General features: G+C 60.1%; 15 protein-coding genes. 6 read left to right on the top strand and 9 right to left on the bottom strand.

What is annotated here, in order from left to right:
• Positions 1-21: 21 nt before the first annotated feature.
• The 4 genes from AC0IXA_RS05010 to AC0IXA_RS04995 form a co-directional block, all read right to left on the bottom strand.
• Positions 22-843, bottom strand: a complete 822-nt coding sequence (locus tag AC0IXA_RS05010; RefSeq protein ID WP_471812018.1) for a TIGR03915 family putative DNA repair protein — start codon at positions 841-843, stop codon at positions 22-24.
• Positions 840-2060, bottom strand: a complete 1221-nt coding sequence (locus AC0IXA_RS05005; RefSeq protein WP_024013352.1) for a putative DNA modification/repair radical SAM protein — start codon at positions 2058-2060, stop codon at positions 840-842. The genes AC0IXA_RS05010 and AC0IXA_RS05005 overlap by 4 nt, the downstream gene beginning before the upstream one ends.
• Before the next feature lie 167 nt (positions 2061-2227).
• Entirely contained in the window at positions 2228-3547 is a 1320-nt protein-coding gene (locus AC0IXA_RS05000; RefSeq protein ID WP_471812016.1) for an Nramp family divalent metal transporter, read from the bottom strand.
• A gap of 80 nt (positions 3548-3627) precedes the next feature.
• Complete coding sequence (locus tag AC0IXA_RS04995; RefSeq protein WP_471812014.1) at positions 3628-4164, bottom strand: chalcone isomerase family protein; 537 nt, start codon at positions 4162-4164, stop codon at positions 3628-3630.
• A gap of 146 nt (positions 4165-4310) precedes the next feature.
• Between AC0IXA_RS04995 and AC0IXA_RS04990 the strand changes: the two genes are divergently transcribed.
• On the top strand, positions 4311-5084 hold the full coding sequence (locus tag AC0IXA_RS04990) for a hypothetical protein (protein ID WP_471812012.1): 774 nt from the start codon (positions 4311-4313) through the stop codon (positions 5082-5084).
• Positions 5085-5169: 85 nt separating this feature from the next.
• Positions 5170-5727: a DcrB/PsbP domain-containing protein gene (locus AC0IXA_RS04985; RefSeq protein WP_076563452.1), complete on the top strand. Its 558-nt coding sequence runs from the start codon at positions 5170-5172 to the stop codon at positions 5725-5727.
• Here the strand turns inward: AC0IXA_RS04985 and AC0IXA_RS04980 are convergent.
• The 4 genes from AC0IXA_RS04980 to AC0IXA_RS04965 form a co-directional block, all read right to left on the bottom strand.
• Positions 5717-6433 (bottom strand): alpha/beta hydrolase, encoded by a 717-nt coding sequence (locus AC0IXA_RS04980; protein ID WP_471812010.1) that lies wholly within the window; start codon positions 6431-6433, stop codon positions 5717-5719. The two genes, AC0IXA_RS04985 and AC0IXA_RS04980, sit on opposite strands and share 11 nt — an antisense overlap.
• Positions 6434-6615: 182 nt before the next feature.
• Positions 6616-7728 carry a succinylglutamate desuccinylase/aspartoacylase family protein gene (locus tag AC0IXA_RS04975; protein WP_471812008.1) on the bottom strand — a complete coding sequence of 371 codons (1113 nt, stop codon included), beginning with the start codon at positions 7726-7728 and terminating at the stop codon, positions 6616-6618.
• A gap of 199 nt (positions 7729-7927) precedes the next feature.
• Positions 7928-8707, bottom strand: a complete 780-nt coding sequence (locus AC0IXA_RS04970) for an ABC transporter substrate-binding protein (protein ID WP_024013359.1) — start codon at positions 8705-8707, stop codon at positions 7928-7930.
• Between the two features lie 261 nt (positions 8708-8968).
• Entirely contained in the window at positions 8969-9397 is a 429-nt protein-coding gene (locus tag AC0IXA_RS04965; protein WP_258603052.1) for a rhodanese-like domain-containing protein, read from the bottom strand.
• A 99-nt stretch (positions 9398-9496) separates the two neighbouring features.
• On the opposite strand from AC0IXA_RS04965, the gene ftrA reads away from it, so the two are divergent.
• The 4 genes from ftrA (at position 9497) to AC0IXA_RS04945 (ending at position 12419) form a co-directional block, all read left to right on the top strand.
• Entirely contained in the window at positions 9497-10453 is a 957-nt protein-coding gene (gene ftrA, locus AC0IXA_RS04960) for a transcriptional regulator FtrA (protein ID WP_341637195.1), read from the top strand.
• 147 nt (positions 10454-10600) lie between these two features.
• On the top strand, positions 10601-11821 hold the full coding sequence (locus AC0IXA_RS04955; protein ID WP_471812005.1) for a colicin E3/pyocin S6 family cytotoxin: 1221 nt from the start codon (positions 10601-10603) through the stop codon (positions 11819-11821).
• Positions 11822-11835: 14 nt separating this feature from the next.
• Positions 11836-12075, top strand: coding sequence for a pyocin S6 family toxin immunity protein (locus tag AC0IXA_RS04950; protein ID WP_073471254.1), 240 nt, complete (start codon positions 11836-11838; stop codon positions 12073-12075).
• An 8-nt stretch (positions 12076-12083) separates the two neighbouring features.
• A complete protein-coding gene (locus tag AC0IXA_RS04945; protein WP_341637193.1) occupies positions 12084-12419 on the top strand; it encodes a hypothetical protein in 336 nt (111 codons plus the stop codon).
• A 58-nt stretch (positions 12420-12477) separates the two neighbouring features.
• On the opposite strand, the gene AC0IXA_RS04940 is transcribed toward AC0IXA_RS04945, so the two are convergent.
• Entirely contained in the window at positions 12478-12816 is a 339-nt protein-coding gene (locus AC0IXA_RS04940) for an FKBP-type peptidyl-prolyl cis-trans isomerase (RefSeq protein ID WP_471812003.1), read from the bottom strand.
• Positions 12817-12898: the final 82 nt, after the last annotated feature.

The raw sequence follows: 12898 nt of genomic DNA, 5'->3' as shown, positions 1-12898 counted from the left end.
GAGGGCTTTTTTGTTGATCTTCTATTTCAAAGCAATCCGCTTCCCGGCTCGACTGGCAATCCCACTCGCCTGCCCATTCTGCTGCTTGCCCATCCGCGCCTGCGTAATCAACCCCGGTATCAACCCGCCCTCCGGCAGATTCTTCCAGAACCGCACCGGCAGATGCCCTTGCATGACCCTCGGGTTCAACCGCGCCGGGTTGAAGATGTGGCTGTAGTAGGTCAACCACAAATCGCCGTGGGGGTCATCGACGTTCTGTGCCAGTTGCTGCCATTCAATCGGGCATTGCCGCTCGTGAATCAATTGCTCGCCGTCGTAATAAACGCCGTCACGCGGCGTGGCGATCAACCAGCGATGCTGGCCCATGCGCCCGATGAAATGCTCGCTGGCGCTGTGCAGAATGTCATGCGCCGGTTCGTGCCACGCCACGTATTGTGGACCGGGCTGATCCTTGGGCCGCTCGATGAAACGCACAAACGCATGCAGATGATGGGCCTCGCGGCTGACCTGCTTGATGCGCCGCTGCAACTCGCTGCCGAGTTTGTCGCCGGCCATCATCGCCGTGCGGTCGCCGTGACTGACGCGCCAGAGCACTTCATACAACAGGCTCCAGCGTTGCTCACCGCGATAGCGCGCCGCTTGTTCGAGGGTGGCGAGCAGCGCACGGGGAATACGCGCCTGAAACGGCCCCTGCCCTTCGGGCACGTGATCATCACTGGCAAACAGATCGCCAACGCCTTCCGCCGCCCAGCTCACCAGACTCGGATCGATCTCATGGCTGAGCAACCAGCGCGCCTGCTGGCGCCAGGTGTCGAACAGATCGTCACAATCGAGACTGATCATCCCCACAACCCCATCTGCTGCGGCATCGGCCGGTCGCGCAATTGCTGGTAGAGCATGTGACTGGTGACTTCCGCCTGTTGCGGGTGGTAATCGCTGGTGATGATGAACGGCTTGGCCTTGGCCAGCACACAGCGCATCCGCGCGACGTCTTCGTAACGGATGCGGCGCTGGCGACGCAACTCGACCAGGCGCTCGGTGGTGCGCAAGCCAATGCCCGGGATGCGTGCGATCAACGTCGCGTCAGCACGGTTGAGGTCGAGCGGGAACACTTCGCGATTTTCCAGCGCCCAAGCCAGCTTCGGGTCAATATCGAGCGCCAGATTGCCCGGGCCTTTGAGCAATTCGTCAGCGCTGTAGCCGTAGCTGCGCAGGAGGAAATCAGCCTGATACAAACGGTGCTCGCGCATCAGCGGTGGCGCGGCGAGCGGTACGCTTTTCGGGCTGTCGGGGATCGGGCTGAATGCCGAGTAATAGACCCGGCGCAAACGGAAGTTGCCATACAGGGATTGAGCGCTGTGGAGGATGGTGCTGTCGTCGGTGTCATCGGCACCGACGATCAGTTGCGTGCTCTGCCCGGCCGGGGCGAATTTTGCCGAGCGCGGCTCGTTCAACACTGTTTGCACGCCGGTGTAGATGGTGTTCATCGCTTGCTTGATCGAGGTGATGTCCTTCTCCGGCGCCAGTGTCTGCAGGCTGGCGTCGGTGGGCAGTTCGATGTTGACGCTGAGGCGGTCGGCGTAACGCCCTGCCTCCTCGATCAAGGCCGGATCGGCTTCCGGAATGGTCTTCAAATGGATGTAGCCGCGAAATTCGTGCTCTTCACGGAGCAACTTCGCCACGCGCACCAGTTGCTCCATGGTGTAGTCCGCCGAGCGAATGATCCCGGAGCTGAGAAACAGCCCGCTGACACAGTTGCGCCGGTAGAAATCCATGGTCAGCGTCACGACTTCTTCCGGGGTGAAGCGCGCACGCGGCACATCACTGGAACGGCGGTTGACGCAGTACTGGCAATCGTAAAGACAGAAGTTGGTCAGCAGGATTTTCAGCAACGACACACAGCGCCCGTCCGGCGTGTAGCTGTGGCAAATGCCCATGCCGTCCGTCGAACCGAGCCCGCTCTTGCCCTCGGAGCTGCGCTTGGGCGCACCGCTGCTGGCGCAAGAGGCGTCGTACTTGGCGGCGTCGGCGAGGATGCTCAGCTTGTCGATGATTTGCATGGCGCGGGCTCTTTACTGTGTGCATATACAGTATAGGCTCGCCCGCCGCGAAACAAGTTGATGGATGACCCCTCGTCGGCTGAATCACCTGAATTGCCATCACCCACGCAACCAGTGGGAGCGAGCCTGCTCGCGAAGAGGCCCTGCCAGTCACCGCAACACAGTGATCAAACCGCCCACTGCAATATCAACCAACTGTTCGCCCCGCTGATCAACACAAACAGCCCCCAGGCCAGCACCCGCGTGGGCCAGCGATTGACGAACGGCCCCATCAACTGCCGGTCGTTGGTCATGCGAATCAGCGGGTACAAGGCAAACGGCAGTTGCAGGCTGAGCACTACCTGGCTCAACACCAGCAGCTTGCCGATCGCACCATCACCGAGCAGCCATACGCCGATGAACGCCGGAATCAGCGCCAGCCCGCGGGTGATCAAACGCCGCTGCCAGCACGGGATGCGCAGGTTCAGATAGCCCTCCATGATCACCTGCCCGGCGATGGTCCCGGTGAAGGTCGAACTTTGCCCCGACGCGAGCAGTGCCACGCCGAACAGCACACTGGCCAGCGCACCGCCCACCAGCGGATCGAGCAGATGATAAGCGTCCTGAATGTCGACCACATCGGTGTGCCCGGACTGGTGAAAGGCCGCCGCGGCGAGAATCAGAATCGCCGCGTTGACCAGCAGCGCCAGGGCCAGCGAACCGATGGTGTCGATGCGTGCCAGTTTCACCGCGTCCTGTTTGCTCGCCAGGTCCTTGCCGATCATCCGCGTTTGCACGATCGAGGTGTGTAGATAAAGGTTGTGCGGCATGACGGTGGCGCCGAGGATGCCGATGGCCAGATACAGCGGCGCCGCATCGCTGATCGCGGATAGCGAGGGTTTAAAGCCCAGCGCCACGTCTGGCCAGTACGGTTTGATCAACAACAATTCGACGAAGAAACACACACCGATGGTCGCGACCAGCACCAGCATGATCGCTTCGAGCCGACGGAATCCCCGGTTCTGCAGGGCCAGTACCAGCAGCGTGTCGAACGCCGTCAGAGCGATACCGAAGGTCAGCGAGCAACCGAGCAGCAAGTGAAACGCGAGAGCGCAGCCAAGCACTTCGGCGAGGTCGGTGGCGATGATCGAGATCTCCGCCAGTATCCATTGCAGGCGCGCTGTCGGGGTGCTGTAGCGCTCGCGGGACAACTGCGCCAGATCGCGCCCGGCGGCGATGCCCAGCCGCGAGCACAGGCATTGCACGACCATGCCGGCCAGACTCGCCAGCAACACCACGAACAACAGGCTGTAGCCAAAATGCGAACCGGCCTCGATCGCGGTCGCCCAGTTGCCCGGATCCATGTAGCCGATCGACACCAGCAAACCGGGACCGGCGAAACGCAGCACACGTTTGAAGAACGAGGCAGTCGGATCAACCGCAACACTGCCGGCCACTTCCGGCGGGCAAAACGGCGCGGTGGCGATTTTGGGCAGACTGAATTTCACGCACACATCCAGAAACAAAAACGGGAGCCCGGCAGCTTAGTCGTTTCGCCTGATGCCTTGAAGCGCAAAGATCGCTGAACCTATGGGTTCACCCCCAGCAACTGCTCGCGCAACTCCGGACTGCGCGTACGCGGATCCAGCCAGATATCGAAAAACGCCTTGGCAAACTGCGGATCCTCGATCTCATGCTGGAGCTTCTGCCCGACAAAAAACCGCGCGCCATGCCCCGGCAGATACACGCCGGTAATCCGCGTACCGGCCTGGACGTCGACAAAGGATTGCTGCATCTGCGCCTGCCAGCCGGCCAATTGCGCTGAAGTGACCCGAGGACCGGCCAGGCGTTTGATCTCATCGACACTGGTGCTGACCAGATCATCGCGCGAGATGTTGCGCCGGTAGATCAGCTCCAGAGCAAACGGCTGGCCGTCCGCCAGCGGCCGCGCGGCACTCCACAAACGAGCGCTGTAAACATCGAAGCCGAACACGCTGAAATCGCCGCTGCCGATAATTTGCGCCCCCGGCACTGCGTCCTGCCAATTGGCCCACGTCGGCGTCAGCAACAGTGCCCATAAGCCGATGCCACAACAGCCACGTACGAGCTTCGGTGTTCTGTTCATCGCCGTATCGTCTCCGCTGCATTCTGATGATCAAAGCATAGCCGGATTCGCGCCTGAATTTTTGTATACAAAAATTGCGAACATAAGCAGCAATCTTTAATCGGCAGTGCTAACGTGGCTTATCCTGACCCGATGGAGACACCCGCGTGCTGATCCTCAAACTGCTGCTGATTCCCGCTTTTCTCCTGCTGATTTCCCTGGCGGGCAAACGTTGGGGGCCGAGCGTGGCCGGGTGGCTGTCGGGATTGCCGGTGGTGGTCGGACCGATTCTGTTCTTTCTGGCGATTGAACAAGGGTCGCAGTTTGCCGCGCAATCGGCGGTGGCGGCGCTGTCGGCGATGTTCGCGATGATCGCTTTCTGCATTACTTATGCGCAGGTGGCGCAGCGGGCGAACTGGCCGTGGGCGTTGACCATTTCACTGGCGGTGTGGGCCGCGCTGGCGACGGTGTTGTCGGTGATTCCGGCGTCCTTGCCGTTCTCGGTGATTGCGGCAGCGGTGGCACTGCTCGCTTCGCCTTATCTGTTCCCCGAAGTGCAGCCGATGTTGAACGGGCCAGCACCCAAGTCGGACAAACTGATCTGGCGGATGATCGCTGGTGCGGCGCTGACGCTGGTGGTGACGATGCTCGCCAGCACCGTCGGCGAACGCTGGAGCGGCCTGCTCGCGGTGTTCCCGGTGCTTGGCAGCGTCATGGCGGTATTCTCGCAACAAACTCGCGGCCCGGCGTTTACCGCTACGTTATTGCGCGCAACGGCAACCGGCATGTATTCGTTTTCGGCGTTCTGCCTGGTGTCGGCCCTGACGCTGCCAAGCATGGGCCTCAGCGGTTTTGTCGTAGGCGTGGCAGTGTCGGTGGCGATGCTCGGGGTGACCCGGCGTCTGCTGGCGCGGCCATTGGCCAAGGCGCAAACGCAATAACCGCCCGGACGAATCGCGCTGGAACGCCCGGCACGCTCCGTGGGATGATCGCCCGCCTCGCGCGACCATTTCCCGGAGATTTCAGATGTCATTGTTGAGCAAAAAAGCCGTCGTCCTGATGCTGGCGGCCGTCGCCGGTTTCGCCGCGATCAACGCACACGCCGCCAAGGAAAAGGTCAAAACCGAGAAGGTTACGCTGCTCGACGGCAAATTCGCCTTCGTCCTGCCCAAAGGCTTTGTCGCTGACCCGCTGCCCGCCAGCCCGAGCGGGGCCAAGGGCACGATGTACACCAACCAGACCACCAAGACCGTGGTCATCGCCGCCGAAAACCAGATCCCGGCTGGGCAGAACGTCAAGGACAACGACGGTGAGTTTCTCGACGGCAGCGTGTCGAGTTTCATCGATGATCAGCGCAAGGCTCTGCCGGACTTCAACAAACTCAGCGAGAAAAGCCTGACCCAGAAAGGCACCGGCCTGGGTCTGCGTCAGGTTGACAGCACCGCCACCCAGGGTGGTGGCCAAACCCTGAATACCACGCTGCTGGCCGGCTCGGGGACGAAGATGGCGCTGGTGCAGGTGATTTCCCGCGCCAGCGACAAGAAAGCTCACGATGCCCTGGTCAAAGCCATCGTCAAGGATTGAGCCGCTGCAACCAGCCATTCAGATCGCGCAACTCGGCCGCACTGATGCTGTGGCCGACGCCCGGATAAGTGTGAAACTCGGGCTTGTAATCGAGCTTGTGCAATAGCGCGTTGGCCTCGGTGCCGTGACGGTAAGGCACCGGATCATCAGCGGTGCCGTGGCCGATAAATATGCTCACCGGCAGTGGCGCTTGCCCGGGCTTGAGTTCGGCTTTGAGCACCGGCAACAAGCGCCCGCTCAACGCGGCAAACCCGCCCACGGCCACCGGCGCGCGCAGGCCCACTTCGTAGCTCATCATCGCGCCCTGGCTGAAGCCGATCAGGTACACCTTGTCCGGCGCGGCGTGATATTTCTTCGCCGCCTGAGCGATAAAGTCGCGCAGCTTCTGGCCGCTGACCTTCAGATCATCGGTCTCGCCGTTGTAGGCGCCTTCGCCCTTCTTGCGAAACCACTGGAAACGCCCTTCACCCAACGTCATCGGTGCGCGCACGGAAAGGTAGTTGTACTGCGCCGGCAGCTGAAATTTCATGCCGATCAGATCGGCCTCGTTACTGCCGTAACCGTGCAGGAAAATCACCAGCGGACGTGGTTCGGCGTCGGCGTGGACCTGTTCGAGGTATTTGAGCGGCAGGTCGGATTGCAGGGTGGTTTGCGCGTGGACGGCGGTGGTTGCGAGCAGGGTCAGCAGGGCGAACAATTTCAGCATTGCAGCGTTCCTTCACAGAGTGTCGGGTTCGCGGGGGAGCCTAACATTCTCGGCTGAGGATCCAAATTTTGTGGAGTGGCTGATGGCCCTTTCGCGAGCAGGCTCGCTCCCACCGTTGAAATGCGTTCCCCCTGTGGGAGCGAGCCTGCTCGCGAAGAGGCCCGCACATTTACCGCAACCTGTCAGTCGTTGGTCAGCTTGCCCGTACGAAACGGCACTCGCCCCGCCACTTTCGCCTGCCACATCCCCGGCTCGGTATAACGCCCGCGATCAATCGCAAACAGCACCCCGCTGGTGCCGGCGCGCACGGTGGTCACGCGATCCTGCAACGGGTCAACAACCTCGAACAGCGCATCGCCCTGCTCTACCCACTCGCCGGCATTGCGCAAGAAACTGACCACGCCATGGTGCGGGGCGAACAGGTATTCGGTGCCTTCGAACGGCAGACCTTCACAACATTCGCTCGGCGCCGCCGGCCAGTCGCCGCTGATGAAACCCTGCTCGGCAAGAAAGCCCAGAATCGCTTCGCAGTTGGCCTGAGCCTGATCGACGCGGGTGTCGCCCATGCTGCCCAGCTCCAGCGTCGTCGCCAGATTCGCCGCCGGAATCGCCGCGTTCGGGAATGCTTTGGCCAGACGCAGCCACGGCGTAGAGCAGGATTCATCGAACGAGCTGCCGCCGGAGTCCTCGCAGAGCAACGCGACGCCGGCCTGCAACCGCGCCGCCAGCGATTGCCATTGCGGCCAGTGTTGCGGCAGTGCGTAGAGGTGAATCGCAGCGTCGAAGTCGCAATGCAGATCGAGGGTGATGTCGGCGTCGCAGGCGTGGCGCAGCAACAAGCGGTGCAAGGCTTCCAGTTGCGATGCCGGCGCCGGCAATTCTTCGAAGACCTGAGCCATGGCTTGGCGGATCAGCGCGACGTTGGCCTCGGCATCCGCGCCCAGACGCTCGCCAACCAGCGCCGCGACCGGGGCGCTGAGTTCGACGAATGCGCGGTTGAAATTCTTGCCGCTGCCCAGTTCGAAGCGGCCCATGTGATTGCCTTGCAGATGCTGATCCAGGCCGATCGGATTGGCCACCGGCACCAGTTCGATAACGCCCTGCAAACGGCCCTGCCGTTCCAGTTCGTTCAAGCGCAGCTTGAGTTCCCACGCGGTACGCATGCCCGGCAGTTCATCGGCGTGCAGGCTGGCCTGGATATACACCTTGCGGCTGCCGGCGCCGTAGCGGAACACGCTGAGGGAGCGCTCGCTGCCCAAGTGGCTCCAGGGCAGAACGTGGTCGATGCGTTGCATGAAAAACTCCTGAATAGCTGGATTACGCAAATCCTTGTGGGAGCGAGCCTGCTCGCGAATGCGTCAGGTCAGACGATGACGATGTCGAATGTCAGACCGCTTTCGCGAGCAGGCTCGCTCCCACAGATAATTTCCATCAATAAAAGAACATAAAAAAAGTGGCCACCGCGCAAACGGGGCCACTTTTTTTTACGGCGTATTAATGGCCGTATACGTCAAAGTCGAAGTACTTGTCCTGGACTTTCTTGTACTCGCCATTGGCGCGGATTTCGGTGATGGCTTTGTTGAACTGCTCAGCCAGCGCGGTATCGCCCTTGCGCACCGCGATGCCAGCGCCGCCGCCGAAGTACTTGGCGTCTTCGTAGGTCGGGCCGACGAATTCGAAGCCTTTGCCGGCGTCGGTTTTCAGGAAACCGTCGCTGAGGTTGACCGAGTCGGCCAGCATCGCGTCGATACGCCCGGACACCATGTCGAGGTTGGCTTCCTGCTGCGAGCCGTAGCGCACCAGTTCGATCCCGGCCGGAACCAGCACTTCAGTCGCGTAACGGTCGTGAGTACTGGCACGCAGCACGCCGACTTTCTTGCCCTTGAGTTCGGTCAGCGGGTCTTTCACGCCCGAGCCTTCCTTCATCACGAAACGTGCCGGGGTGTGGTAATACTTGATGGTGAAATCGACGTTTTTCTTGCGATCGTCAGTGATGGTCATCGACGACAGGATCGCGTCGATCTTCTTCACTTTCAGCGCCGGGATCAGGCCATCGAACTCTTGTTCGACCCACGTGCATTTAACCTTCATCTGCGCGCACAGTGCGTCACCGATGTCCACGTCAAAACCAGTGAGTTTGCCGTCAGGGGTTTTCATCGAGAATGGCGGGTACCCGGCTTCGATACCGATGCGGATCGGCTTGGCGTCTTCGGCCACGGCGGTCAGAGACAACATCGACAGTGCCAGGGCACCGAACATCACTAGCTTTTTCATTTATTACTCCCGTGCGGAGGCTTTTATTGGCAGCTTTCGAGTCAGCGTTCGGTCATGGCGTTCTAACGGCAAAAACCGACGTGGCCGGCAGTCTATGGCGGCGCGCACGGAGGCAATTGTTTTTAAGCGACAATTACTTACAGAACATCGGCGCACGCATTGACTGGGGTCAACGCGTGCGCCGTGGTGGTGCGAAGGCTGTAGGACAAGACTGTTTTCAGAGCAAGAAACGCCGATCCTCCGGCAGCTCTTACAGAAACGTCAGCATTCGCAGGCGACAGGTGTATTGGCCACTGACGCCACGCTCAGTTCGAAACCTTCATCGAGCCATCCGGTGACGCCGCCAATCATCTCTTTCACCGGATAACCCAATGCCGCCAGCTTCACCGCCGCCTTGTTCGCGCCGTTGCAATGCGGCCCGGCGCAATAGACTACGAACAAAGTGTGTTTCGGGTAATCGGCCAAGCGCTCCGCCGTGAGCAAGCGGGTCGGGATATTGATCGCGCCGGGCACATGGCCGCGCTCGAACGCCAATGGGCCACGCACATCCACCAGAACGAAGTCGACCTCCCCGGCCTCTTGGCTACTGAACACGTCGGAACAATCGGTTTCGAAGGTCAGACGATTGCTGAAATGCATCAGGGCAATCGCCGAAGGGGCGGCGGGAATTTCGCGAACCAGGCTGGTCATGTCGTGTTGCTCCTTGTCTGTGGGTATGAACAGACTTTATCGAGACGGCGCTTGCCGCTACAGTGGCGCGCAAGACACCGACCGGGAGATTTCCGCCAAATGCCCACTCAGCCCAATCTGGTTGCCATTCTGGCCTACGACGGCCTTTGCACATTCGAGTTCGGCATTGCCGTCGAGATCTTCGGCCTGGCCCGGCCAGAGTTCGACTTCCCTTGGTACGAACACGCGATTGCCGCGGTCGATAAAGGCCCGATGCGCGCCATGGGCGGGATTCAGGTGCTGGCCGATGGTGGCCTGGAACTGCTCACCGCAGCGCGCACCATCGTCATTCCGGGCTGGCGCGACCGCAACGCCCCGGTACCGCCTGCGCTGATCGATGCGTTGCGTCGGGCGCATGACCGAGGCGCGCGGTTGCTGTCGATCTGCTCGGGCGTGTTCGTCCTCGCCGCCAGCGGCCTGCTCGACGGCCACCGCGCCACCACGCACTGGCGCTACACCGGTGAACTGGCGCAACGCTTCCCGGCAATCGAGGTCGATCCGGACGTGCTCTACGTCGACGCCGGTCAGCTGATTACCTCCGCCGGCAGCGCCGCCGGCATCGACGCCTGCCTGCACCTGGTAACCCGCGACTTCGGCACGCAGGTCGCCAACGCCGTCGCGCGGCGCCTGGTCATGTCGCCACAACGCACCGGCGGCCAAGCCCAATTCATCCCCACCCCGGTCAGCCCGACACCCCGCAGCGACCTGTCGCGCGTCATGCAATGGGCCCGCGAACGCCTGCACGAACCACTGGAAGTCCGCGATCTGGCCAGTGAAGCGGCGATGAGCGAGCGCACGTTTTTACGGCGCTTCACCGAAGCCAGCGGGCAAACGCCCAAGGCCTGGCTGCAACATGAACGCCTGGCGCGAGCGCGGGAGCTGCTCGAGAGCACCCATCAACACACCGAGCAGATCGCCCAGCGCTGCGGCTATCGCTCGGTGGAGAGTTTTCGTGTGGCGTTTCGCAGCGTGGTGGGCGTACCGCCGTCGGTTTATCGGGAGCGGTTTGGGCGGTAGGGTAAGGCGATTTGTTGACCTGTCTGGTCATGGATTTGATCTTTTTGCAGTCCTAACAACTGCAACACTTTCAGACGCGTCCTACATCCATCACTCCTTCGTTGCTTTAGCGTCCGCTTCGTTATTAAACAGCGGACAAGGACGCTCATGGCTTGCAAGAAAGACATCCCCCGGATCCAGAACCCGCCAGAGGGAGACGGACACCACATCACCACCCGCTACATGACTGCCAGCGAACTTGCTGCGCGCGAGGCCGCACAAGGCGCTTATGAAGACATGCTGGCTCGGCAGCAGGCCCACGAAGATCGACTTGGCCACCAGGTCATACATGAACAGCAAAATATAAGCGGCTGTGTTTTCGTAAAAAGCTGCAAGCTGCCGAACGGCGTCATCAATGATGCCAATCCATCCGGATTTATACCGGTTGGGAAAATTTCGGATTATGGAACGCTCTCCTTGCTTGCGGGGCATGAACGCGACTCGGCCGGGAATATCGCACTCAAGACAATTGGCGCGACCAGTTTGCAAGCGTCGATCGGAGCTTTTGCTCTCGGCAGCTCTGGCAGTCTGAGCACCAGCACTGCCGCCGCAAGAACCACAAGCCTAGCCACCGCCGGTGTCGTCGCAGGCGGGTTGCTCGGGTTGGTTGCGCTGCTGTGGCCATCGAGTCTCGCCGATAGTGCTCTCTACACAGAGGAGCAGCTACAGTCGCTTGAGACGGCTCGGACTCGGGTTCGATTGCATGTGGAACAGCAGCCTGATGGGACGTTGAAAGGATACGGATACAACACTCAAACGCGCAGCGACTGGGAAATGATTCCCGTCGTCCAGTTCGTCAAGCAAGGCGCCTCGTACGTCGCAGATTTTGGGAATGGGTCAACCCTACTCTGGACTCCCTCTGTAGACTCATCACGCGGATCGGCAATTCCGCCGTTGGAGGGTGCGCCGCAGGTTCCACACATCTGGATATACCCGCCGACCGAGCAGGCGGACAAAATCATCGTCAATCCGGTTTACCCGCCTGAATACCAGGACTTTATTCTGGTCTTTCCGGCGGACTCTGGAGTACAGCCTCTATACGTTGTGCTTTCAAGACCTACTCTTGGCGGTGACATCAAATATCACCGGCCTCCCGTAACTCTCCCAGCATTCCCGGATACCTATCCCGTCAAATCCAAAAGCAGTGTTCAAGGTGGTGGCGGTAAGCGCAGCAGATGGAAAGACAAGAAAGGTCGAATCTATGAATGGGATAGCAAAACAGGGGCGATAGAACTCTATAACAAGCAAGGCAAACATCTAGGTGAGTTTAATCACGAAACGGGCGAGCAAATCGATCCTGCCGATCCCGAGCGATGGACTCCAAAGTGAAGAGGAATAAAAATATGTATTTATGGATTAGTGGTTTTTTACCAGACGAAAGCGAGGACGATACGCTGAAATTCGAGCTGTCGGTCCACTCGAAATCTGAGCGTCCGATATTGGCCGTAATGGGCTGGCCAGAACTCAGTCTAAGTCCCGACGGAGAATGGCTGCTGACTGCGGATCAAACTCAACGAATCAGCGAAATACTTGGAGAGCAATTGCCGAAGGAGCTGGACTTATTCATCGGCGTCAGGGGCTAGCGTCGACGATGAGCCTCATCTATCAAGATTCATCTATTTCCCGCGACGTGGCGATGAGACTTATTGCAAGTGGTGTCGCCGAAAATATGGCAGCAGGATTAGTATCCATCGGTATGAGCGAGGAAGACCCAATGTGGGCCCAGTCTTTCTGCTTCCAATATCTCTCCAGCAAAACCGAAGCGATCGCTGCCTCTGCCATCACCGCTCTGGGCCATATCGCTCGTCGACATGGAAGACTGAATACCGAAACCGTTTTGCCGGCGCTCGAAAACGTAAGGCGTCGGATGCCCTCGTTGCAGGGCGTCATTGAGGACACGATTGACGATATAGAGATGTTCACCTGAGCATCCGAAGTTGCAAGCGTCTGGATGAGGGTTGCTTCATCCAGACGCACGTCAGACCTCAATCCTCCCGCGTCAAAACCTCCAGCAACTCAATCTCAAACAGCAGATTCGAATTCGGCGGGATCTTGCCCATGGTCCGCTCGCCGTAGCCCAGATGCGCCGGTACCAGCAATTTGCGTTTGCCGCCGACCTGCATGCCCATCAGCCCCTGATCCCAGCCTTTGATCACGCGCCCAGTGCCGATCACGCACTGAAACGGTTTGCCCCGGCTCAAGGACGAATCGAATTCAGTGCCGTCTTCCAGCCAGCCGGTGTATTGGGTGGTGATCAGCGCGCCTTTCACCGCGGCTTTGCCGTCGCCCGCTTGCAGGTCGATGATTTGCAGTTCGTCTGTCATGTCGTTGGCTCTTGAAATGTTCGCAGGCGGCGTTTTTCGCAGAATCCGGCGTCGATGGCAATCCATGGAACCGAAAACACGC

The sequence above is a fragment of the Pseudomonas sp. AC083 genome (assembly GCF_979253165.1).
The sequence above is the reverse complement of the archived record's forward strand: the minus strand, read 5'-3'. Positions and strand labels throughout refer to the sequence as shown.